The following is a 22936-nucleotide window of genomic DNA, read 5'->3' as shown; positions in this document are numbered from 1 at the left end:
CCTCCCGGCCTCGCGAGGACATCGACGTGACAAGGACAGCACTTCTCGTCCTGGCCGACGGCCGCTTCCCCGCCGGAGGGCACGCGCACTCCGGCGGGGCGGAGGCGGCGGTGAAGGCCGGCCGGATCACCGGCGCACAGAGCCTGGAGGCCTTCTGCCGCGGGCGGTTGCACACGGCGGGACTGGTCGCCGCGGCGCTGGCAGCCGCGGCGGCCGGCGGCGTGGACCCGGCCGGGCTCGACGCGGCGGCCGACGCCCGCACGCCGTCCCCCGCCCTGCGGGCCACGGCCCGCAGACTGGGCCGGCAGCTGATGCGGGCCGCCCGAGCCACCTGGCCGAGCGACGAACTGGACGCCGTGGCACGGCAGTTCCCCAAGGGCGCGCATCAGCCGGTGGTGCTGGGGCTGACGGCGCGCGCGGCCGGTCTCGGACCGGCGGACGCGGCGTACTGCGCGGTGTACGAGAGCGTGAGCGGACCGGCCACCGCCGTGGTGCGGTTGCTGAGCCTCGATCCCTTCGAGGCGACGGCGGTGCTGGCCCGGCTGGCGCCGGAACTGGACCGGGTCGCCGACCGGGCGGTGACGTCCGCGTCGGCGGTGCCGGCCGAGGGCCTCGACGTGCTGCCCGCCGCGTCCGCGCCGCTGCTGGAGATCGGGGCGGAGGTGCATGCGGCGTGGCCGGTACGGCTGTTCGCCTCGTGACTCTCCCCCCCACCCCCGCAAAAAGCCCCGTTCCCACCCCGGGCTTCGCCCCACCCCGGCCGACTAGGAGCCGTTGTGCATCTTGACCACTTCCCGCACGGTCCCGCCGCCGTCGGCGCCGACGCCCGTCGCCCCGACGGCTCGCGCCGCGCCCTGCGCATCGGACTCGGCGGGCCCGTCGGCTCCGGCAAGACGGCCACCGTCGCCGCCCTCTGCCGGGCCCTGCGCGACCGGCTGTCCCTGGCCGTCGTCACCAACGACATCTACACCCGCGAGGACGCCGAGTTCCTGCTCCGGGAAGCCGTGCTGCCGCCCGAGCGGATCACGGCCGTGGAGACGGGCGCCTGCCCGCACACCGCCATCCGCGACGACATCTCCGCCAACCTCGAAGCCGTGGAGGACCTGGAGGACGAGGTCGGGCCGCTGGACCTGATCCTCGTCGAGTCCGGCGGGGACAACCTCACCGCGACCTTCTCCAAGGGTCTCGTGGACGCGCAGATCTTCGTCATCGACGTCGCCGGCGGGGACGACATCCCGCGCAAGGGCGGCCCCGGCGTCACCACCGCCGACCTGCTGGTCGTCAACAAGACCGACCTCGCACCCCATGTGGGCTCCGACCTCGCCCGGATGGCGGCCGACGCGAAGGCCCAGCGGGCCGAACTGCCGGTCGTCTTCCAGTCGTTGAGGAGCGAGCACGGTGTCGCCGACGTCGCCGCCTGGGTGCGGGCGCGGCTCGCCGCCTGGACCGCCTGACATGGGCGGTGTGCACGCCACCGCCCGGATCGAAGCGCGCGCGGACGGGCGCGGGGGGACCGCGCTGCCCGTCCTTGCGAGCGACGGGCCGCTCGCCCTGCGGCGCACCCGGGGGACCGCCGCCGAGGCGCGCGTCGTCCTCGTCGGGGCGATGAGCGGCCCCCTCGGCGGTGACCGCTTCGCCGTCGAGGCCGACGTGGGCGGGGGCGCCCGGCTGCGGGTGGGGTCGGCCGCCGCGACCATCGCGCTCCCCGGACAGACGAAGGACGACGCCCGCTACGAGGTGCGCCTCACCGTCGCCGACGACGGTGAACTTGACTGGCTGCCCGAGCCGTTGATCTCGGCGAAGGGCAGCGACCTGTCCGTCGTCACCCGCGTCGACCTCGGCGCCGGGGCCCGGCTCGTGCTGCGTGAGGAGCAGGTGCTCGGACGGGTGGGGGAGGAGCCCGGCCTGCTCCGCAGCAGACTGGTCGCGCGGATCGCCGGCCGGGTCGTCCTGGACCAGGAACTGGCCTGCGGGCCCGGCGCGCCCGGCGGCTGGGACGGCCCCGCCGTGCTCGCCGGGCAGCGCGCGATCGGCCAACTGGTCCTGGCGCGGCCGGAGTTCGCGGAGCGGCCGGCGGAGGCCAGGATCCTCGCGGAACACGCCTGTGTCATGCCGCTGGCCGGGCCCGCGGCCCTGGTCACCGCCGTCGCGCCCGACGGACTGCGGCTGCGGCGCGTGCTGGACGAGGCGCTCGCCGAGCTGGACATCCGGTGAGCGGTACTTCTCTTTCCGGTTATCGGATTGGCAAAGAAGGTCAACGACACCTTTTCTCAGGCGCCCCACAGCCGCAAGGATCCTCCTGCCGCCATAAACCAGGGGAGTTTGCACTTGAAGGACATACGACCGAACAAGCGCATCGCAGCGCTGGGCTCGGCGGGCGCACTCGTCACCGCGACCCTGATCGCCGGTGCCGTCGCGGCGCCCACGGCCGGCGCGGCCAGCGGCCGTCCGGGCCAGGACCGCGAGGCCCGGGGCGCCGCCGTCGCCGCCGAGCGCGCCGCCAAGGCCGGCATCGACTGGCAGGCCTGCCCGGCTGACTGGGGCCTGGAGAAGCCGATCCAGTGCGGCTGGGTCACCGTCCCGCTGGACTACGCGAGGCCGAACGGCAAGAAGATCAAGCTGGCCGTCGACCGCATCGGCAACACGGGCACGGCCAAGGAGCGCCAGGGCGCGCTCGTGTACAACCCCGGCGGCCCCGGCGGCTCCGGGATGCGCTTCCCGCGCCGCGTCACCACCAAGGCGCCCGTGTGGGCCAACGTGGCCAAGGCCTACGACTTCGTGGGCTTCGACCCGCGCGGCGTCGGCCACTCGGCGCCCATCTCCTGCATCGACCCGCAGGAGTTCGTCAAGGCGCCCAAAGCCGACCCGGTCCCGGGCAGCGAGGCCGACAAGCTCGCCCAGATCAAGCTCGCCCGCGAGTACGCCGACGGCTGCTACGAGCGCAGCGGCGAGATGCTGCCGTACATGACCACGCCGAACACCGTGCGCGACCTGGACGTCATCAGGGCCGCCCTCGGCGAGAAGAAGCTCAACTACCTGGGCGTCTCCTACGGCACCTACATCGGCGCCGTCTACGGCACCCTCTTCCCGGGCCACGTGCGCCGGATGGTCGTCGACAGCGTCGTCAACCCGTCCCGCGAGAAGATCTGGTACGAGGCCAACCTCGACCAGGACGTGGCCTTCGAGGGCCGCTGGAAGGACTGGGAGGACTGGGTCGCCAAGAACGACGCCACCTTCCACCTCGGCGCGACCCGCGCCGCCGTCCAGAGCAAGTGGCTCCAGCTGCGCGCCACGGCGAAGAAGACCCCCATCGGCGGCCTGGTCGGTCCGGCGGAGCTGATCTCCTTCTTCCAGAGCGCCCCGTACTACGACTCCTCGTGGGTCCCGGTCGCCACCGTCTTCGGCAAGTACTTCGCGGGAGACACCCAGGCGCTGGTCGACGCGGCCGCGCCGGACATGACCGACACGGCCGGCAACATCACCTCGGAGAACGGCAACGCCGTCTACACGGCCGTGGAGTGCACCGACGCCAAGTGGCCCACCAGCTGGCGGAAGTGGAACGACGACAACACCCGGCTCAACAAGGACTACCCGTTCATGACCTGGGCCAACGCGTGGATGAACCTCCCGTGCGCCTACTGGCCGGTCAAGCAGCAGACCCCGGTGAACGTCACCACCCACAAGGGCCTGCCGCCGGTCATGATCGTGCAGTCCACCAATGACGCCGCCACCCCGTACGACGGCGCCGTCAGCCTGCACCAGCGCTTCAAGGGTTCGCGCCTGATCACCGAGAAGGACGCGGGCTCCCACGGCGTGACCGGGCTGGTCAACGCCTGCATCAACCCCCGGGTGGACGCCTACCTCCTCACCGGGAAGCTGGACCGGGCGGACGTGACCTGCACGCCGCACGCCACGCCCACGCCGTAAGCACCCCCGGCAGGCAGTGAGGGGCGGCCGGATCGATCCGGCCGCCCCTCTGGCGTCACCGCCCGCTCCATATGACGTCTCGTCAATCCTGGGGCGTGCGACGGAACCTGCGGGACTTCTCCGCCTTCTCGGCCTTGCGGGCCTTCGCCTCGGCCTGCTCCGCCTTGGCGACCCCGGCGTACTGGTCCACGTACTCCTGCTCCGACAACCGCAGGATCGCGTACATGATCTCGTCGGTGATCGCCCGCAGCACCGCCTTCTCGTCCTCCATGCCGAGGTAGCGGGAGAATTCGAGCGGCTCGCCGAAGCGGATCGCCACCGGGTGCAGGGTCGGGATCTTCCTGCCGGGCGGCTGCGCCTCGAAGGTGCCGATCATCGCGCAGGGGATCACCGGGGCGCGGGACTTCAGGGCCATCACCGCGACGCCGACCTTGCCCTTGTAGAGGCGGCCGTCGTGCGAGCGGGTGCCCTCCGGGTAGATGCCGAGCAACTCGTCCTTGGCGAGCACCCCCAGACCCTCGCGGATCGCCGCCTGGCCGGCCTCCTTGCCGGAGCGGTCCACCGGGATCTGGCCGGCGCTGCGGAAGAAGGCCGCGGTCAGCCGACCCTTGAGGCCCGGACCCGTGAAGTACTCGGCCTTGGCGAGGAAGGTGATGCGGCGCCCGAGGATCGCCGGCATCAGGAAATGGTCCGAGAACGACAGGTGGTTGCCCGCGATGATGGCCGCGCCCGAGTCCGGCACATGCTCCAGGCCCTCTATCCGCGGCCGGAAGAGCAGTTTCAGCAGCGGCCCCAACACCACGTATTTCAGAAGGTAGTAGAACAAAGGGAGTCGCTCCTCGTGTCCGGCGGATCGGCTCGCCGCCGTGTTCCAGCAGGTCAACCGGCATGGCGTGGGGTGTCAGTGTAGGGGCAGGCGGCGACCGCCGGAACCGTGCCGATCCGGCCCCGTCGGGCTCCTCCCGTCACAGCCGCACGACGACCAGAGCGGTGTCGTCGGTGGCGCCGCCGGTCGGCAGGAGCTCCCACAGGACCGCGTCGGCAAGGGCCTCGGGGTCGGCGGCGCGATGCCGGGCCAGGGCGTCGGCGAGGCGCTTCAGGCCGGTGTCGATGTCCTCGTGCCGCCGTTCCACCAGTCCGTCGGTGTACAGGACGAGGGTGGCGCCGTCGTCGTACGCGGTGCTCGCCTCGGTCCGCGGGACCGGGTCGGGGAGGGCGTCGAGCGGCGGGTCGGTGGCCCGGTCGAGGAACTCCACCCGGCCGTCGGCGTGGACGAGCACCGGCGGCGGGTGCCCGGCGCTGCTGTAGGCGACGGTGTGACGGTCGAAGTCGATGAACGTGGTGACCGCGGTGGCCGACTCGGCGCCGTCCACGACGTGCGCGTACCGGCCGAGGACGTTCAGGGCCTCGGCCGGGCCCTCCGCCACCCGGGAGGCGGCGCTGAGCGCGCTGCGCAGCTGGCCCATCACCCCGGCGGCCTCCAGGCCGTGTCCGACGACGTCGCCGACGGACACCCCCATGCGGTGGCCGCCGACCAGGTCGACCAGGTCGTACCAGTCCCCGCACACGTTGAGCGCGCCCACCGCCGGCCGGTAGCGCACGGCCGCCCGGTGGTGACCGACCTGACGGCGGGCCGGCAGCATCGCCTCCTGCAGGGCGAGCGCGACCTCGCGCTCACGGGCGTGCGCCAGCCGCAACCGCTCGTTGAGCTCCTGCAGCTCACGGGCCCGGGTGTACAGCTCGGCCTCCAGGACCCGTCCCCGGCTGCCGGCCCCCGCCCTGCTCCCGTGCCCGTCCGTCGCGCGTCCGCCGCGCGCCCGGATCAGCTCGGTGACGTCCTCGACGCGGTGCACCAGCAGCACCACCGACCCGTCCGGGCCGTGCACCGGCGCGTTGACCGGGCTCCAGTAGCGCTCGTCCCACTCGCCGGGACGCTCGGCCGACTCCACGTCGTAGCGCTGCAGCGCCATGGCGTCCCGCTCGCCGGTGGCCAGCACCCGGCGCAGCGAGGCCTCCAGGTTGCGCATGCCGCTCGCGCCGGCGTCGTGGGGGTTGTCGGGGAAGACCTCGAAGAGGTGCCGGCCGACCATCTGCTCGCGGTTGCGGCCCGTCGCCCGCAGGAACTCGGCGTTGACGTCCGCGTACACCAGCTCGGGCGTCAGCAGGGCAACCATGCCGGGCAGGGCCTGGAACACCGCCGCGTAGTCGATCGCCGTGTCGTTCATGGCTCGCGCCCCATCCGCCGGTTTCGCGTAATTTTCTCACGCGTTGCGGTGTATCGGCTCGCCGTTCACCTGCCGGGGGCATGCGCCGGGATCACGGCCGAGTTCACGCGCCGGGATCCGTGAGCGACTGCTCGGCCCAGATGACCTTGCCCTCGGGGACGAACCGGGTGCCCCACCGCCGGCTCAGCTGGGAGACCAGCAGCAGGCCCCGGCCGCCCTCGTCGGTGGCGCGCGGATGGCGCAGGTGGGGTGAGGTGGCGCCGCCGTCGAAGACCTCGCAGATCAGGGTGCGCTCACGGATCAGCCGCAGCCGGATCGGCCCGGTCGCGTACCGGATGGCGTTGGTGACCAGCTCGCTGACGACCAGCTCGGTGGTGAACGACAGCTCCGGGAGCCCCCACTCGGCCAGCCGGCGGCTCGCGGTCTTGCGGGCCTCGGCGACCGCCGCCGGCTCGGCGGGCAGCTCCCAGTCGGCGACCCGGTCCGCGCTCAGCCGGCGGGTGCGGGCCATGAGCAGGGCGACGTCGTCGTGCGGGCGGGCCGGCACGAGGGCGTCGATCACGGTCCGGCAGCGCAGGTCGAGGGCGCCCGCGGACCGCTCCAGCGCCCGCCGCAGCCGCTCCCGGTCGCTGTCCGGCGTCCACTCGTCGCCGCGGGCCAGCAGCCCGTCCGTGTGCAGCGCCAGGGTGCTGCCCTCCGGCAGGATCACCTCGGTCGACTCGAACGGCGGCCCGCCCGCGCCGAGCGGCGGCCCCTGGGGCAGCTCGACGAACGTGACGGCGCCGTCGGGCCCGACGACGGCCGGGGCGGGATGTCCCGCCGCGGCCATCACGCACCGCCCGTCGACGGGGTCGTAGACGGCGTACACGCACGCGGTCCCCGCCGCCTGGGCGCCCTCGGTCCCAGGCCGGCCCTCGGCCGTCACGTCCTCCTCGAGGTCCATGCGGGCGACCTGGTCGTCGAGGTGGGCGAGGATCTCCTCGGGCCGCAGATCCAGGGCGGCGAGGGTGCGTACGGCGGTGCGCACCCGGCCCATCGCCGCGGCGGCGTCGATGCCGTGTCCGGGCACCTCGCCGACCACCAGGGCGACCCGGGCCCCGGACAGCGGGATCAGGTCGTACCAGTCGCCGCCGAGGCCGGTCAGCTCGTCGGCCGGCCGGTAGCAGGCGGACACCTCGACCGCGTCCTGCTCCGGCAGCCGGCGCGGGAGCAGGTTGCGCTGGAGCACCAGGGCCGCGTCCCGCTCGCGCGTGTAGCGGCGCGCGTTGTCCACGCACACGGCCGCCCGCGAGACGAGGTCCTCGGCCAGGGCCACGTCGTCCTCGTCGAACGGCTCACGCCGGCCGTCCCGCAGGAAGGTGGAGACGCCCAGGATCGTGCCGCGGGCCCGGACCGGCACGATCAGGGCGCTGAGCCGTTCGGACCCGGCGGGCAAGGCGGGCAGCCACTCCTCGACGGCCCGGTCCAGCCGGTCGGCCCGCCAGGGCCGCCCGCCGACCAGACAGCGCACCGGGGGCGCGTCACCCCCATAGACGACCAAGGGCGGCCCGCCCCGCTCCTCGTCCCCGCCCCGCTCCTGTTCCCCGCCGGTGTCCCGGTCTCCGTCCCGGCGCCCGTCCCCGTGGCCGCCCCCGCCGGCCCCGGGGTCGCCGGCCGTCCGGTGGCCTGCCCTGCGCAGCCGGACGTGGCCGCGCGCCTCGTCCGCCGTCAGACCGGGCGTGGGCTCGGCGCCCCGCAGCACCCGCTCCGGCAGGTCGACGGCGACGACGTCGGCGAACCCCGGCACGGCCACGTCGGCGAGCTCCTGCGCGGTCCGGGCGATGTCCAGACTGCTGCCGATGCGCCGTCCGGCGCCGTCGAGCATCGCGAGCCGCCGCCGGGCGCGATGACGGTCGGTGATGTCGACGACCGTGTAGTAGACGCCCACCGGACGGCCGTGGTCGTCGTCCAGCCGGGTGAAGGACAGCATGTGCGCGGTCTCCCGGTGCGGTGCGGCCCGGACATGCCCCAGGAGCTCGTAGCCGACGACCGGCTCCCCGCTCTCCAGCACCCGTCGCATCTGCGCCTCGACGGCCTCGGAGTCCAGGCCGGGCTGGACGTCGGCCATCCGCAGCCCCAGCCGTTGCTCCGGCGGACCGCCGCCGAACCTGGCGAGGGCCGCGTTGGACCACACGTAACGCAGGTCGGTGTCCACGATCGCCATGCCGATCGGTGCGCCGCCGACCATCTGCTCCAGGACCGAGCGGCTCATGTTCCAGCCGGGCGCGTCGTCCATCTCGTTCAGCATCACCAGCCAGCGCGCCCGGCCGCCGGGCTCGTGCGCCGAGGTGATCCGGGCCATGACCGGGACCGGCCGGCCGTCCCTGCGGCGGGCGGACAGCAGCCCGGCCCATCCGTCCTCCCGGCGGCACCGCTCCAGGATGCCGGGGACCCGCCGGGCGTCGCCGTGCGCGAGCAGACCGGACATGTCCTTGCCCACCGCCTCGGCGGCCCGGTAGCCCAGCAGGCGCTCGGCGTCCCTGGTCCAGCTGGTGACCACTCCCCGCGTGTCCAGGAGCAGGGGGGCGGTGTCCGCCACGTCGAACCGCCGACGGGCAACGTCGTCCTCATCGTGTGTGCCCACGGTCGACCTCTCTGTCGCTGTGAGTGGTCTACCACCTCCTGACTCAATCCTCACCCTGCCCGCACGGCAGCGGCCGGGCCACCCGGGCGCCGGCCGCGCCACGCGGTCCCTCAGACCCGCTGCGTCAGCACCCTCTCCAACGAGGCCAGCGCCGACGTCAGTTCGTCGGCGGTGATCGTCAGCGGCGGCGCCAGCCGGATGGTCGAGCCGTGGGTGTCCTTGACCAGCACGCCCTCGCGCAGGAGGCGCTCGCTCACCTCGCGGCCCGTGCCGAGCGCCGGGTCGACGTCGACGCCCGCCCACAGTCCCCTGGCCCGGAAGCCGACGACGCCCTTGCCGACCAGAGCGGACAGCCCGTCCCGCAGGACGACGCCCAGCTCGGCCGCCCGGCGCTGGAACTCGCCCGTCTCCAGCAGCTCCACCACCGCCGTGCCGACGGCAGCGGCCAGCGGGTTGCCGCCGAAGGTCGAGCCGTGCTCCCCGGGCCGCAGCACCGACAGCACCTCCCGCCGCGCCACCACCGCCGACACCGGCACGATGCCGCCGCCCAGCGCCTTGCCGAGCAGCAGCACGTCGGGCGTCACCCCCTCGTGCTCCACGGCCAGCGTCCGGCCGGTGCGTCCGAGGCCGGACTGGATCTCGTCCGCCACGAAGAGGCAGTTCGTCCGCCTGGTCAGCTCCCGCACCCCGGCCAGGTAACCGTCGTCGGGCACGACCACGCCCGCCTCGCCCTGGATGGGCTCGATCAGCACCGCCGCCGTCGTCTCGTCGACCGCCGCCTCCAGCGCGGCCAGGTCGTTGTACGGGACGACGCGGAAACCCGGCGTGAACGGTCCGAAGCCCGCCCGCGCCGTCTCGTCCGTGGAGAAGCTCACGATGGTCGTGGTGCGGCCGTGGAAGTTGTCCGCGGCGACCACGATCGTCGCGGCGTCGGCGGGCACGCCCTTCACCTCGTACGCCCACTTGCGCACCACCTTGACGGCGCTCTCGACCGCCTCCGCGCCCGTGTTCATCGGCAGGACCATGTCCAGGCCGGTCAGCTTCGCCAGCCGCTCGGCGAACCCGGCCAGGCGGTCGTTGTGGAAGGCGCGGGAGGTGAGCGTGAGCCGGTCCAGCTGACGGTGGGCCGCCTCGATCAGCGCCGGATGGCGGTGGCCGAAGTTGAGGGCCGAGTAACCGGCCAGCATGTCGAGGTAGCGGCGGCCCTCGACGTCCTCCACCCACGCGCCCTCGGCGCTCGCGACGACCACGGGCAGCGGATGGTAGTTGTGCGCGAGCACGGGCTCCTCGGCGCGGATCAGATCGCCGGAGGAACGGGCGGGGACGACGGGTGCGGTCATGAACGGATCTCCTGGGTGCAGCACTTGATGCCGCCGCCGGCCTTCCGGAACTCCGAGAGGTCGACGGGGACGGGGACATAGCCGCGCTCGCCGAGCCGCGCGGCGAGGGCTTCGGCCTGCGGCGCGATGAAGACATGGCGACCGTCGGAGACCGAGTTCAGACCGAACGCCATGGCGTCGTCGCGGGTGGCGAGCACCGCGTCCGGATACAGCCGGGCGAGCACCGCCCGGCTGCCGGGGGAGAACGCCTGCGGGTAGTAGGCGATGTTTCCGTCGTGTCCGTCGTCCAGGACGAACAGGGCGGTGTCCAGGTGGTAGAAGTGCGGGTCCACCAGGGTCAGGCTGATCACCGGATGGCCGAAGAACTCCTGCACCTCCCGGTGCGCCTCACGGGTCGTGCGGAACCCGGTGCCGGCCAGCATGTGGCGGCCGGTCCACACCAGGTCGCCCTCGCCCTCGCAGACCGACTCGGGCCGGTGGACGTCGTAGCCCGCCGTCCGGAACCAGCTGTCGTAGTGGTCGGACTCGGGCCGCCGCTCGGGCGCGTGGAAGAGGGAGCCGAAGACCCGGCCCGCCACCACGACCGCCGAGTTGGCGGCGAAGACCATGTCGGGCAGACCGGGGGCCGGCTCCACGGTGTCCACGGCGTGGCCGTGCGCCCGGTAGGCGCGGATCAGCGTCTGCCACTGCTCCTGGGCGAGATCGACGTCGACGGGGCTGTCGGGATGCATCCAGGGATTGATCGCGTACTGGACGGCGAAGTGCCGCGGTTCGCAGACGAGGAAGCGCCGGGGGCGCCGCACACGGCTTTCGGACACAGAGGGATTCCTCCGTTTCCCTGCGGGTGTCGACTGAGGGTTGACACCACGGTAGGAACTGACAGGCACGCACGACAAGGAACGAGCATTGCGTGTCCGTGCAGTAATGCTGCGTGATGATCCCGCTGCGCGCAGGCTTGCTGCGTGCGCGCAGGTTTATTCGGGAGCGGGCTGGGTCGCGCCCGCCTCCGGGCTGTCCGGCAGCAGGTGGGACAGCACCATCACACTGATCGTCTTGCGGATGAACGGCTCGGCCCGGATCCGTTCCAGCACGTTCTCGAAGTGCTCCACGTCCCGCGCCCGCACGTGCAGCAGCGCGTCCGCCCCGCCCGTCACCGTCATCGCCGCGGTGATCTCCGGGTGGTTGCGCACCACCTCCGCCAGACGCCGGGGCGGAGCCGCGCCCTCGCAGTACACCTCCACGTACGCCTCGGTGCGCCAGCCCAGCGCCGACGGCTCCACGGTGGCCGTGAACCCCGTGATCACCCCGGTGTCCCGCAGCCGGTCCACCCGGCGCTTGACGGCCGTCGAGGACAGGCCGATCGCCGTGCCGATCTCGGCGAAGCTCGTCCTGGCGTTCGCCATCAGAGCGGTGATGATCTTCCGGTCGAGCTCGTCGAACGAGGCGGGCGCGCTGTTCATGCGGGCACTGTAGGACAGCACACGCGCCTGCACCCCCGTACGTGTCCCGCCGTGCGGATCGCCCCTACACTCCACCCTCATGCTGCGCGCCCTCGCCGTCGACGACGAACGCCCCTCGCTGGAAGAGCTGCTCTACCTGCTCACCGCGGATCCCCGCATCGGCAGCGTGGAAGGCGCCGGCGACGCGACCGAGGCGCTGCGCCGCATCAACCGGGCCCTCGAGTCCGGACCGCACGGCCCCGAGGCCATCGACGTCGTCTTCCTCGACATCCAGATGCCCGGCCTCGACGGTCTCGACCTCGCCCGCCTCCTCACCGGCTTCGCCCGGCCGCCCCTGGTCGTGTTCGTCACCGCCCACGAGGACTTCGCCGTCCAGGCCTTCGACCTCAAGGCCGTCGACTACGTCCTCAAGCCGGTGCGCACGGAACGCCTCGCCGAGGCGGTCCGTCGCGTCGTCGAACGCCGAGCCGCCCCACTGCGCGGCGCCGCCCCGCCCATCCCCGTGCACGAGCCCGACCCCGACCACGTCCCCGTCGAACTCGGCGGCGTCACCCGCTTCGTCGCCGTCGACGACATCACCCACGTCGAGGCCCGGGGCGACTACGCCCGCCTGCACACCGGCCGCGGCAGCCACCTCGTACGGATCCCGCTGTCCACCCTGGAGGAGCGCTGGCGGGCCCGCGGCTTCGTCCGCATCCACCGCCGCCACCTCGTCGCCCTGCGCCACATAGGCGAACTGCGCCTGGACGCGGGCACGGTGAGCGTCCTGGTCGGCGGCGAGGAACTCCAGGTCAGCCGTCGTCATGCCCGCGAACTGCGCGACCTGCTGATGAGGAGGCCCTAGCCGTGCCCAGCCAGGACCCGGCGGAACGACGCGTCGTCGTCACCGGTCCCGTCCGCCGCACCCTCCCGCACGCGCGGCTGCGCTCACGCGGCCGGTACCCCCACGCCTCCGGCTCCTACCGCCCACGCACCGAGATCGACGAGCAGACCACCCTCGGCCACACCTACGTCCGCTCCCTCATGCGCTCCCAACTGCGCGCCGCCCTCGCGGTGTTCGCCGTCCTCACGCTCCTCATGGGCCCGCTGCCCCTGCTGTTCGCGGCGATGCCCGACGCCCACCGCCTGGAATGGGCGGTCCTCGGCTTCTGCCTCTACGCCCCCCTCGTCCTGCTCGCCCGCTGGTACGTGCGCCGCGCCGAGCGCAACGAGCGGGACTTCGTGCGGCTGGTCGAGGACCGGTGAACCCGACGTTCGCCGTCCCGGCCGTCGCCCTCGTCGTGGTCGCGACCGTGCTCGTCGGCGCGTTCGGCCTGCGCATCTCCCGCACCACCTCCGACTTCTACGTCGCCTCCCGCACCGTCGGCCCCCGCCTCAACGCGGCCGCCATCAGCGGCGAGTACCTCTCCGCCGCCTCCTTCCTCGGCATCGCCGGCCTCGTCCTGGTCCAGGGGCCGGACATGCTCTGGTACCCGGTCGGCTACACCGCCGGGTATCTGGTGCTGCTGCTGTTCGTCGCCGCCCCGCTGCGCCGCTCGGGCGCCTACACCCTCCCGGACTTCGCCGAGGCCCGTCTCGCCTCACAGGCGGTCAGACGGCTCGCGGGCGCCTTCGTCGTCGGCGTGGGCTGGCTCTACCTCATCCCCCAGCTCCAGGGCGCGGGGCTGACGCTGACCGTGCTGACGGGCGCCCCCGACTCGCTCGGCGGTCTCATCGTCGCCGTCGTCGTGACGGCGACCGTCGCCGCGGGCGGCATGCGCAGCATCACCTTCGTGCAGGCCTTCCAGTACTGGCTCAAGCTCACCGCGCTCCTCGTCCCCGCCCTGTTCCTGGCGCTCGCCTGGCAGGGCGACGGCGCTCCCCGCGACGCCTTCGAGGAACCGCCCGCCTTCCGCGACCAGCGGGTCGTCCGGGTCGACGCCACTGTCGACCTCGTACTGGAACGCCCGCTGACCGTCACGGTGGACGGCGCGGTCGACGGCCTCCGGCACGAGGGCGCCGTCCTGCGGCTGGCCGCCGGCTCCCACCACGTCGAGCGGGGCGCCCGCCTCACCTTCGCCCGCGGCGCGGCGGTCCCCACCGCCGAGCGCGGCGGCAACGGCGGCATGTCGACCTCCCTGGCCGCGGGCCGCGAGGAACGCCCGCTGTACGCCACCTACGGGCTGATCCTCGCCACGTTCCTCGGCACCATGGGCCTGCCGCACGTGGTCGTCCGCTTCTACACCAGCCCGCACGGGGTGGCCGCGCGCCGCACGACGGTCGCCGTCCTCGCGCTGATCGGCGCCTTCTATCTCCTGCCGCCCCTCTACGGCGCACTCGGCCGCCTCTACACCCCCGAGCTCGCCCTCAGCGGCGACGCCGACGCCGCCGTCCTGCTGCTGCCCGACCGGGTGATCGGCGGCCTCGGCGGCGACCTGCTGGGCGCGCTGGTCGCCGGGGGCGCGTTCGCCGCGTTCCTGTCCACGGCGTCCGGGCTGACGATGGCGGTGGCCGGCGTCCTCACCCAGGACGTGCTGCCGAGCCGGGGCGTACGGCACTTCCGCCTGGGCACCGGGCTCGCCATGGCCGCGCCCCTCGCGGCGAGCTTCCTGGTCGGCGGCCTGCCGGTGGCCGACGCGGTCGGACTGGCCTTCGCGGTGTCGGCGTCCTCCTTCTGCCCGCTGCTGGTCCTCGGCATCTGGTGGCGGCGGCTGACCCCGCCCGGCGCGGCCGCCGGGATGCTGGTGGGCGGCGGGTCGGCCTTCGTCGCCGTCGCGGCGACCATGGCGGGTCTGCCCGGCACGGGCGCCGTGCACGCCCTGCTCGCCTGGCCCGCGCTGTGGTCCGTGCCGCTCGGCTTCCTCACGATGATCCTGGTGTCCCTGGCCACCCCCGGGCGCGTCCCGGCCGGCACGGCGGCGATCCTGGCCCGCTTCCACCTGCCGGAGGAGCTGCGCACGGAAGAGCTGCGGACCGCGGAGGCGAGGGCGTGAGCGGCTTCCTCGCGGGCGTGTGCATCGCGATCCTGCCGTTCCTCGCCGCCGGCTTCTGGCTGGGCCGCCGTATGGCCCGCCCGCAGAGCCTGGGCGGCCTGGGCACCCCCGTCGAGCACGCCACCTTCCAGACCCTGCACACCGCCTCCCTCGCCACGCCCCCGCTGCGGGCCGGCCTCACGGAGGAGACGGCCCGCAGATCCGCCCGGAGGCTGCGCACCCTGCTCGGCACGGACGCCCTGTGCCTGACCGACCACAAGGAGGTGCTGGCCTGGGACGGAGTGGGCTCGCATCACCGCGCCGAGATCATGGAGCGACTGCCCGGTCCTCTGGAGAGCGGCCGGGGCGAGGCCTTCCGCCTCACCTGCGAGCACGCCGACTGTCCCGTCCGCTGGGCCGTCGTCGCCCCGCTCACCGTCGACGACCGGGTGCACGGCGCCCTCGTCGCGTGCGCGCCCCGCGAGTCCGCCGTCCTGGTCAGGGCGGCGGGGGAGGTGGCCCGCTGGGTGAGCGTGCAGCTGGAGCTGGCCGACCTCGACCGGTCCCGCACCAGACTCATCGAGGCCGAGATCAAGGCCCTGCGCGCCCAGATCTCCCCGCACTTCGTGTTCAACTCGCTCGCCGTGATCGCCTCGTTCGTGCGCACCGACCCCGAGCGCGCCCGTGAACTGCTCCTGGAGTTCGCCGACTTCACCCGCTACTCGTTCCGCCGGCACGGCGACTTCACCACTCTCGCCGACGAGCTGCACGCCATCGACCACTACCTGGCCCTGGTCCGGGCCCGCTTCGGCGACCGCCTCGCCGTCACCCTCCAGATAGCCCCCGAGGTCCTGCCGGTGGCCCTGCCCTTCCTCTGCCTGCAGCCGCTCGTGGAGAACGCGGTCAAACACGGGCTGGAGGGCAAGGCCGGCACATGCCATATCCGGATCACCGCGCAGGACGCGGGCGCCGAGGCCCTCGTCGTCATCGAGGACGACGGCGCGGGCATGGACCCGGTCGCGCTGCGCCGCATCCTGGCCGGCGAGGTCAGCCCGTCCGGCGGCATCGGCCTGTCCAACGTGGACGACCGGCTGCGCCAGGTCTACGGCGACGACCACGGCCTCGTGATCGAGACCGCGATCGGGGCGGGCATGAAGATCACCGCCCGGCTGCCGAAGTACCAGCCGGGCGTGCACTCGGCGGGACGGCTCGATCCCGGCTGATCAGCCGGTCCGCATCAGGATCAGGGCGAGCGTGATCAGGCCCAGCACGACCCAGCCGAACCACAGCCAGCCGTTGCTGCCGAGCGCCACCGTGTAGGCGGTCACCATGACCAGACCGCCGACGGTGAGCACCCCCATGGTCTTCGTGGAACTGTCCGTGGTACCGGCCATCGCGACACCCTCCTCGGGGCCGCCCTGCGCAGGGCGCGTCCCCCTCCATGGTGCCCCGGGTTCAGCGCCCGCGTGCGTCGAGTGACGCAAGATAGGCGTTGTACGCCTCCAGCTCCTGGTCCCCGTCGCGGTCGGCGGCCCGGTCCTTGCGCTTGGCCTGCCGCTGTTCGGAGCCGTACCACTGGAACAGCAGCGCGATCAGCACCAGTACGGACGGGACCTCGCTGAACGCCCAGGCGATGCCGCCCGCCGCGTTCTGGTCGGTCAGCGCGTCGATGCCGAGGGAGGCGGGCGGGTTCTTGAACGTCTCCACCATGGGCTGCGAGGCCATCATCAGCGCGATGCCGAAGAACGCGTGGAACGGCATGCCCGCGAACAGTTCCAGCATCCGCATCAGGTAGCCCGGCCGGTTCGGCCCCGGATCCACGCCGATGATCGGCCAGAAGAACACTACGCCGACGGCCAGGAAGTGCACCATCATCGCGAGATGCCCCGTCTTGGACCCCATCAGGAAGTCGAACAGGGGCGTGAAGTACAGCGCGTAGAGACTCGCGATGAACAGCGGGATGGTGAACGCGGGATGGGTGACGATCCGCATGTACCGGCTGTGGAGGAACATCAGCAGCAGCTCGCGCGGCCCCGTGCGGCCCCGGCCGGCCGCCGGCAGCGCGCGCAGCGCGAGCGTCATGGGCGCGCCGAGCAGGATCAGGATCGGCGACAGCATGCTGATCACCATGTGCTGCACCATGTGCACGCTGAACATGACCATGCCGTAGTCGTTCAGCCCGGTGCACATCACCAGCGCGACCGTCAGCACGCCGACGACGAACGACACCGTCCGCCCGGCCGACCACGTGTCGCCGCGCCGCCGCAGCCGCAGCACGCCCCAGGCGTACAGGCCGAGTCCCACCGCACAGGCGACGAGGAAGAACGGGTCCGCCGACCACTGAAGACCGCGTCCCAGCGTGAACGGCGGCAGATCCATGGTCATGCCGTGCCCGCCGTGATCCATTGCGCCGGCTCCTGATTCGTGGGGGGTTGTACGTTTCCTGCCGCCCACAAGAGTAGAGAAGTCCCCCGCGGCCTCGGGCACCGGGGGCCGCCGGGGCTTCCCGTTCGGCACGGCCCGCGCCCCTTTCCCAGCCGGGTTCACCCGGGCGGTCCCGACTCGCGGGGGTGAACCGCGGGGACCATGTCCCATGTCTGTCATCTTCTTCGACATCGGGGCGACCCTGGCGGATCCCCAGCCGGAACCCGGTGGCTCGCTCTCGCTGCGGCCCCGCCCGCGGGTCCTCGCCGTGCTCGATGCCCTGAGCGAGGTACGCGAGGGCATCATCTCCCACCCCGGGTCGGCCGAGGCCGCCGTCGCACGGGCGCTGGCGGAGGCGATTCCCGGCCGCTTCACGGACGTGGCCCTGGTGCACTGGGGAGTGAAGGACAGCCGCGCGATCTTCGACCGGGCGGTCGCCGGCTGCGGGGGGAGCGGCCGACGACTGCGTCTTCGTCGGCGAGGACGCCCAGGAGCGCGGCTTCGCACAGGAGGCGGGGATGCGTACCGCGGCCCACCCGGTGTTCGCCCTCGCGGCGACGGAGAACCGTCCCGTGCTCCGGGCCCGGATCGCGTTGCGCATCGGCCAGGACCTGCGGTCGTTGACCGCGGCCATGGACCGGACCGAGGCCGTGGCCGCCGAGGTCGTCACCGAGCGGCTCGTGCTCGCCATGGTGACCGAGCGGGGCGTCGAAACGCTGGAGAGCGCCGGATTCACGGTGGACGTGCGGGGGCCGACGGAGGATCTGGTGCGCGAGGGCGGGGAGCAGGACGACGCCGAGCGCTGGGCGACCGAGAAATTCGTCAGCGACCTGCTGGCGCGCGGCGAGGCGGTCTACGAGGGCGAGAAGCCGACCCCCCCGGACGACCCATGTGATCGAGCGCACGGACGACGGACGGCTCTCCGTCCGTCGTCTGCGCTTTCTGTACGGATTCCGTACTGACCGCTGACGTCCGGGATCACTGACCTCCCGGGTCACCGGCTGTTCAGTCGAAGCACCGCCGGACCAGGGCGAGGCCCTCGCCGGTCGCGCTCGGCGCGATCTCGTGGGTCCAGAGCCGGGAGGCGCTGTCGTCGACGAACGCCGTGGCGGAGCGGTGTCCTTCGGGCACATGGACCCGGCCGCGCCGGAACAGGGGGGGTGGGAGGTCACGAAGGCAACTCTCTTCACAGGAGTTCCTCGTGCTCAGTTCCTCGCGTTCAGTACGAGGCCCCAGGAGCCGGGCGTCAACGCGAACAGCGGCGGGCGGGTACGCCCGAGGTGGCCCGCGCCCAGTGAGCACGGGCCACCGAGGGGGCGACGGGCCGACGGCCGGCCGGGTGACGGTGAGCGCGTCGGACGACTACAGCACGCACTCCGCTTCCGCGTACCGCTCCTCCGGAACGGTCTTCAGCGTCTCGACCGCCTCGGCGAGGGGAACCATCACGATGTCCGTGCCGCGCAGGGCCGTCATCCGGCCGAACTCGCCCCGGTGCACGGCCTCCACCGCGTGCCAGCCGAACCGGGTGGCCAGCACCCGGTCGTAGGCGGTCGGCGTGCCGCCGCGCTGCACATGGCCCAGGATGACCGGCCGGGCCTCCTTGCCGAGCCGGGACTCCAGCTCGATGGAGAGCTGGCGGGCGATCCCGGCGAACCGCTCGTGCCCGTAGACGTCCTTGGCGCCCTCGTCGAAGGCCATGCCGCCGGGCGCGGGCTTCGCGCCCTCCGCCGCGACGACGATCGCGAACCGCTTGCCCGCCTCGAACCGCGCGCCGACCCGGCGGGCCAGCTCCTCGATGTCGAAGGGCCGCTCCGGCACGACGATGGCGTGCGCGCCCGCCGCCATGCCGGAGTGCAGCGCTATCCAGCCGGTGTGGCGCCCCATGACCTCGACGACCAGCACCCGCTGGTGCGACTCGGCGGTCGTCTTCAGCCGGTCGAGGGCCTCGGTCGCCACACCGACGGCCGTGTCGAAGCCGAAGGTGACGTCGGTGACGGCGATGTCGTTGTCGATGGTCTTGGGCACCCCCACGATGGGCAGCCCGCTGTCGGACATCAGCCGGGCGGCCTTGAGGGTGCCCTCACCGCCGATCGGGATGATCGCGTCGAGGCCGAGCTCCTCGACATGGCTCCGGGCGCGCTCCACCCCGTCCCGCAGATGCGAGGGCTGGACGCGGGAGGAGCCGAGGATCGTGCCGCCGCGGGCGAGGATGCCGTTCACCGCGTCGAGGTCGAGCTTGAGGTAGTCGCACTCCAGGAGGCCCTTCCAGCCGTCCCGGAAGCCGATGACCTCGTCGCCGTGGTCGGCGACGGCGCGGTGCACGACGGACCGGATGACGGCGTTCAGGCCGGGGCAGTCGCCGCCGGACGTGAGGACACCAATGCGCATAGCCCGAAACAACCTTCTTCACGAGGGCCGGTCCGGACCACGCTGTCCGGCTCGAATCCCCGCCACCCTAGCGTCAGGAGGGGGCGGGGCCGAAGCACGCGTCCGCCTGCTGGACGTGCCTGCTCACCTGTGCGGACGCAGCGTCATACGGGCTGTTGACGGCGTCCTGAAGATCCGGTGAACATACAGGTCACGCAGGCTGCTGGGCGGCCGCGATGCGCTCGCCGCGGAGCGCCTCGTACCAGTGGTCGTCGATCGGCGGCAGCGCGTTGACGTCGAGCGCCAGCTTCAGCAGCAGGTCGGCGATCAGCGGGTTGCGCGCCAGCACCGGGCCGTGCATGTACGTGCCGAACACGGTGTCGTTGTACGCGCCCTCGGTGCCGTCGCCGGTGCCGTTGCCCTTGCCGAGCGAGACGCGGGCGAGGGGGCGGGCGGTCGGGCCGAGGTGGGTGATGCCCTGGTGGTTCTCGAACCCGGTCAGCGGGGGCAGACCGAGCCGCGGGTCGATGTCCCCGAGGACGTCGCCGACGCAGCGCTCGCCCTCGCCGCGCGTCGTCGTCACGTCGAGCAGGCCGAGACCCGGCTCGCGCTGGCCGAGGTCGTTGACGAACTCGTGGCCCAGGATCTGGTAGCCGGCGCAGACCGCGAACACGATCGCGCCGTTGTTCACCGCCTGGTACAGGTGCCCGTCACGGCGCAGCCGTTCCGCCGCGAGCCGCTGCGGCCGGTCCTCGCCGCCGCCGATGAGGTAGATGTCGCCGGAGGTGGGGATCGGCTGGTCGCTGCGCACGTCGAGCCGGGCCACGTCCAGCCCGCGCTGCCGGGCGCGCCGTTCGACGACGAGGGCGTTGCCCTGGTCGCCGTAGGTGCTCAGCAGGTCCGGGTAGATCCACACCAGCCGCAGTTGGTTGTCGCTCATGGGAATGGGATCGTCCTTAGGGTCAGTTGCCGACGCGGCGGCGGAGGTCCTGGAACGCCGTGTAGTTCGCGATGACCTCGATCCGGCCCGGCGGCGCCTGCTGCACGGCCTGGTCGAGGTTCTCGCACACCTGGAAGTGCTGGTTGGCGACCTCCAGGCGCACGGCCAGGTCCAGCTTGCGGTCGCCGACGACGAAGATCGGGTGGCCGGTCAGCCGGGTGTAGTCGACGTCCCACAGCCAGGAGGTGTCGGTGCCGTCGGCGCCGCGCGCGTTCACCGAGAGGATCACCGGCGTGGGCGGCGGATCGATCAGGCTGAACGTCTCGAGCCAGCCCGCGGGGTTCTTCGCCAGCAGCAGTCTGAGGTCGCGGCCCTGGAACTGGACGACGTCGTAGCGGCCGGCGACGGCCTGCACCGCGTACATCCGCTCCAGCGCCACCTGCGGCGGCACCCCGAAGACGGCGGCCACGGCGGCGGAGGAGGCGGCGTTGGCCTTGTTGGCGCGGCCCGGCAGCTGCAGGTGGATGGGCCAGGCGGACCCGTGCGGGTCGAGGACGTGGTCGCCGCTGAGCGCCCAGCTCGGCGTCGGCCGCCGGAAGCCGCACTCGCCGCAGAACCAGTCGTCCCCGGGGCGCTGCATGACGCCGCCGCAGGACGGGCACGACCAGGCGTCGTCCTTCCACATCTGCCCGGCGGCGACCCAGACGACGTTGGGGGAGGAGGAGGCCGCCCACACCACCAGCGGGTCGTCGGCGTTGGCGACGACGACCGCCTTGGAACCGGCGAGCCCCTCGCGCCAGTTCTCCGCGAGCATGCGGGTCTCGGCGGCGCGGTCCAGCTGGTCGCGGGAGAGGTTGAGCAGCGCGATGCACTTGGGGGCGGTGTCCCGGGCCACGCCCGCGAGGTACTTCTCGTCGACCTCGATGACGCCGTAGCGGGCCTCGGAGCCGCCCGCGAGGGCGGAGGTGATGCCGGCCGGCATGTTGGCGCCGAGCGCGTTGGACACGACCGGCCCGGCGGCCCGCAGCGCCTCGGCGATCAGCCGGGTGGTGGTGGTCTTGCCGTTGGTCGCCGAGACGAGGACGACGTCCAGGTTCTGGGCGAGCCGGGCGAGGAGGTCGGGGTCGAGCTTGAGCGCCACCCGGCCGCCGATCACCGAACCGCTGCCGCGCCCCGCCGCGCGCGACGCCGCCGCGACCGCCTTGCCGGCGGTCACGGCGATCTTGGCCCGCGGCGTGAGCGGGTCCGAGTTGCCTGCCATCAGTTCTCGATCCTCCTTGCGTACGCGCCGCGCCTCTGCCGTACGGCAACGTGGTAGGTGGTCAGCCTATCGAGATCCCCCCGCACTCCCGAATCCCGGGACCGCCTCCCGCCCGTGGACGGCATGCGCGTGTCACGAAGGACCGTACCCTTGCCGGCATGCGACACCGCTCCATCCCGGGCGCCCACGGGCGCGTCCGGCCCCTCACCCTGCTCGGCGACCCCGTGCTGCACGCCCGTTGCGAGGACGTCACCGACTTCGGCCCCGAACTCGCCCGACTCGTCGAGGACATGTTCGCGACGATGTACGCGGCCCGGGGGGTCGGGCTGGCGGCCAACCAGGTCGGCGAGCCCCTGCGGGTGTTCGTCTACGACTGCCCGGACGACGACGACGTCCGCCACCTGGGCCATGTGGTGAACCCGAGGCTGGTCGGGACGGACGGCATCGTGCTGCGTGGCCCGGAGGGCTGTCTGTCCCTGCCGGGCCTGGAGGCGGGGACGGAGCGTTACGACGAGGCGGTGGTCGAGGGCTTCACGACGGAGGGGCAGCCGGTCACCGTGCGCGGCACCGGATTCTTCGCGCGGTGCCTGCAGCACGAGGCCGACCACCTCGACGGCCGGGTCTACGCGGACCGGGTGACGGGCCTGCGCGGGCGCAGACTGGCCCGTCAGGTGCGCAGGGCCGCCTGGAGCGGTTCTCGTTGAGTCCGCGCGCGGCGCGGGGCGCCGGCCCCTCAGAAGCCGGGACCGCCGACCTTGTCGCCGGCCGCCGCGAGGCGACCCCACAGCAGGTCGGCCAGGCTGCGCACCAGCTCCGCCCGGGAACAGGGCCGTTCGCCCAGCCACCAGTCGCCCGCCGCGTGCATCATCCCGACGATCCCGTGGCCCCAGACCCGCGCGAGCTGCTGGCTCCCGGGCCCGAGGTCCAGCCGGTCCTCGATGACCTGGGCGAGCTCCTCGCCCATCCGGCGCAGCAGAGGAGCCGAGTGTTTGCCGACGTCGAACCCCTGCTCGCCGGCCGACCCGTCGGACGGGTGCATCAGGAACCGGTACACCTGCGGCCGGGCCTCGATGGCGGCCAGGTAGGTGTCGAGGGTCGCCTCGACCCGCTCCCGCCGTTCCGCCGGCGCGTCCAGCGCGGCGCGCAGGGAGTCGAGCAGCGCGTCGGTGTGCCGCTTGGCGAGGGCGGCGTAGAGGCCTCCCTTGTCGCCGAAGTGGCGGTAGAGGATGGGCTTGGTGATGCCGGCCTCCGCCGCGATGGCGTTCATCGACGCCTGTGGGCCGTCGCGCAGCACCACCCGGTCGGCGGCCTCCAGCAGTTCGCGCCGTCGGCGGTCGGCGGACCGCTGTTGCTCGGTCCGCTGCGTGGTGTCCATGTGCTCTCCCCACCCGTGCTTGTTCGGTGACGCCTGGGCAAAC

General features: G+C 73.1%; 23 protein-coding genes. 10 read left to right on the top strand and 13 right to left on the bottom strand.

The genetic code is table 11. The annotated features are described in order from the left end of the window. The first annotated feature begins 26 nt into the window (after window positions 1-26). The 4 genes from Sri02f_RS10765 (at window position 27) to Sri02f_RS10750 (ending at window position 3927) form a co-directional block, all read left to right on the top strand. Entirely contained in the window at window positions 27-701 is a 675-nt protein-coding gene (locus Sri02f_RS10765; protein WP_109000864.1) for an urease accessory protein UreF, read from the top strand. Between the two features lie 75 nt (window positions 702-776). Continuing rightward, window positions 777-1454, top strand: coding sequence for an urease accessory protein UreG (ureG, locus tag Sri02f_RS10760; protein ID WP_109000863.1), 678 nt, complete (start codon window positions 777-779; stop codon window positions 1452-1454). 1 nt (window position 1455) lies between these two features. Beyond that, on the top strand, window positions 1456-2214 hold the full coding sequence (locus Sri02f_RS10755; RefSeq protein ID WP_109000862.1) for an urease accessory protein UreD: 759 nt from the start codon (window positions 1456-1458) through the stop codon (window positions 2212-2214). A 114-nt stretch (window positions 2215-2328) separates the two neighbouring features. Further along, window positions 2329-3927 carry an alpha/beta hydrolase gene (locus Sri02f_RS10750; protein ID WP_109000861.1) on the top strand — a complete coding sequence of 533 codons (1599 nt, stop codon included), beginning with the start codon at window positions 2329-2331 and terminating at the stop codon, window positions 3925-3927. An 82-nt stretch (window positions 3928-4009) separates the two neighbouring features. On the opposite strand, the gene Sri02f_RS10745 is transcribed toward Sri02f_RS10750, so the two are convergent. The 6 genes from Sri02f_RS10745 to Sri02f_RS10720 form a co-directional block, all read right to left on the bottom strand. After that, window positions 4010-4753 carry a lysophospholipid acyltransferase family protein gene (locus Sri02f_RS10745; RefSeq protein WP_109000860.1) on the bottom strand — a complete coding sequence of 248 codons (744 nt, stop codon included), beginning with the start codon at window positions 4751-4753 and terminating at the stop codon, window positions 4010-4012. Window positions 4754-4892: 139 nt separating this feature from the next. Then, window positions 4893-6152, bottom strand: coding sequence for a PP2C family protein-serine/threonine phosphatase (locus Sri02f_RS10740; RefSeq protein WP_109000859.1), 1260 nt, complete (start codon window positions 6150-6152; stop codon window positions 4893-4895). A 103-nt stretch (window positions 6153-6255) separates the two neighbouring features. Further along, window positions 6256-8775 (bottom strand): SpoIIE family protein phosphatase, encoded by a 2520-nt coding sequence (locus tag Sri02f_RS10735; protein ID WP_109000858.1) that lies wholly within the window; start codon window positions 8773-8775, stop codon window positions 6256-6258. A 110-nt stretch (window positions 8776-8885) separates the two neighbouring features. Beyond that, window positions 8886-10115, bottom strand: a complete 1230-nt coding sequence (gene rocD, locus Sri02f_RS10730; protein ID WP_109000857.1) for an ornithine--oxo-acid transaminase — start codon at window positions 10113-10115, stop codon at window positions 8886-8888. After that, complete coding sequence (gene ddaH, locus Sri02f_RS10725) at window positions 10112-10933, bottom strand: dimethylargininase (RefSeq protein WP_109000856.1); 822 nt, start codon at window positions 10931-10933, stop codon at window positions 10112-10114. The genes rocD and ddaH overlap by 4 nt, the downstream gene beginning before the upstream one ends. A gap of 156 nt (window positions 10934-11089) precedes the next feature. Beyond that, window positions 11090-11575, bottom strand: coding sequence for an Lrp/AsnC family transcriptional regulator (locus Sri02f_RS10720; RefSeq protein ID WP_109001024.1), 486 nt, complete (start codon window positions 11573-11575; stop codon window positions 11090-11092). A gap of 79 nt (window positions 11576-11654) precedes the next feature. Here Sri02f_RS10720 and Sri02f_RS10715 point away from each other — a divergent pair, with 79 nt between their 5' ends. Genes Sri02f_RS10715 through Sri02f_RS10700 form a run of 4 tightly spaced genes read left to right on the top strand, consistent with a single transcriptional unit; the run spans window position 11655 to window position 15749 of the window. Beyond that, entirely contained in the window at window positions 11655-12419 is a 765-nt protein-coding gene (locus Sri02f_RS10715; RefSeq protein ID WP_109000855.1) for a LytR/AlgR family response regulator transcription factor, read from the top strand. A gap of 2 nt (window positions 12420-12421) precedes the next feature. Beyond that, window positions 12422-12820, top strand: coding sequence for a hypothetical protein (locus Sri02f_RS10710; RefSeq protein ID WP_109000854.1), 399 nt, complete (start codon window positions 12422-12424; stop codon window positions 12818-12820). Further along, window positions 12817-14547, top strand: coding sequence for a sodium/solute symporter (locus Sri02f_RS10705; protein ID WP_109000853.1), 1731 nt, complete (start codon window positions 12817-12819; stop codon window positions 14545-14547). Before Sri02f_RS10710 ends, Sri02f_RS10705 begins: the two co-directional genes overlap by 4 nt. Beyond that, the gene (locus tag Sri02f_RS10700; RefSeq protein WP_109000852.1) at window positions 14544-15749 is read left to right on the top strand and encodes a sensor histidine kinase; all 1206 of its coding nucleotides are present in this window, start codon (window positions 14544-14546) and stop codon (window positions 15747-15749) included. The genes Sri02f_RS10705 and Sri02f_RS10700 overlap by 4 nt, the downstream gene beginning before the upstream one ends. On the opposite strand, the gene Sri02f_RS10695 is transcribed toward Sri02f_RS10700, so the two are convergent. Further along, complete coding sequence (locus tag Sri02f_RS10695; protein ID WP_109000851.1) at window positions 15750-15920, bottom strand: hypothetical protein; 171 nt, start codon at window positions 15918-15920, stop codon at window positions 15750-15752. Window positions 15921-15981: 61 nt separating this feature from the next. Continuing rightward, window positions 15982-16932, bottom strand: a complete 951-nt coding sequence (locus Sri02f_RS10690) for a cytochrome c oxidase assembly protein (RefSeq protein ID WP_109000850.1) — start codon at window positions 16930-16932, stop codon at window positions 15982-15984. Window positions 16933-17468: 536 nt separating this feature from the next. Between Sri02f_RS10690 and Sri02f_RS42665 the strand changes: the two genes are divergently transcribed. After that, entirely contained in the window at window positions 17469-17912 is a 444-nt protein-coding gene (locus Sri02f_RS42665) for a hypothetical protein (RefSeq protein WP_245970586.1), read from the top strand. 43 nt (window positions 17913-17955) lie between these two features. On the opposite strand, the gene Sri02f_RS43610 is transcribed toward Sri02f_RS42665, so the two are convergent. The 4 genes from Sri02f_RS43610 to Sri02f_RS10665 form a co-directional block, all read right to left on the bottom strand. Then, window positions 17956-18081, bottom strand: coding sequence for a hypothetical protein (locus Sri02f_RS43610; RefSeq protein ID WP_281261888.1), 126 nt, complete (start codon window positions 18079-18081; stop codon window positions 17956-17958). Between the two features lie 231 nt (window positions 18082-18312). Next, a complete protein-coding gene (locus Sri02f_RS10675) occupies window positions 18313-19338 on the bottom strand; it encodes a 6-phosphofructokinase (RefSeq protein ID WP_109000848.1) in 1026 nt (341 codons plus the stop codon). A gap of 190 nt (window positions 19339-19528) precedes the next feature. After that, a complete protein-coding gene (locus tag Sri02f_RS10670; protein ID WP_109000847.1) occupies window positions 19529-20257 on the bottom strand; it encodes a type 1 glutamine amidotransferase in 729 nt (242 codons plus the stop codon). Between the two features lie 22 nt (window positions 20258-20279). Next, window positions 20280-21518, bottom strand: coding sequence for a MurT ligase domain-containing protein (locus Sri02f_RS10665; protein ID WP_069772720.1), 1239 nt, complete (start codon window positions 21516-21518; stop codon window positions 20280-20282). Window positions 21519-21676: 158 nt separating this feature from the next. Between Sri02f_RS10665 and def the strand changes: the two genes are divergently transcribed. Then, the gene (gene def / locus Sri02f_RS10660; protein WP_109000846.1) at window positions 21677-22222 is read left to right on the top strand and encodes a peptide deformylase; all 546 of its coding nucleotides are present in this window, start codon (window positions 21677-21679) and stop codon (window positions 22220-22222) included. Window positions 22223-22251: 29 nt separating this feature from the next. On the opposite strand, the gene Sri02f_RS10655 is transcribed toward def, so the two are convergent. Continuing rightward, window positions 22252-22893, bottom strand: a complete 642-nt coding sequence (locus tag Sri02f_RS10655) for a TetR/AcrR family transcriptional regulator (RefSeq protein ID WP_109000845.1) — start codon at window positions 22891-22893, stop codon at window positions 22252-22254. Window positions 22894-22936: the final 43 nt, after the last annotated feature.

The sequence above is a fragment of the Streptomyces rishiriensis genome, from assembly GCF_003112535.1.
GTDB classification, from domain to species: domain Bacteria; phylum Actinomycetota; class Actinomycetes; order Streptomycetales; family Streptomycetaceae; genus Streptomyces; species Streptomyces rishiriensis.
This window is presented reverse-complemented; position numbering and strand designations above follow the sequence as displayed.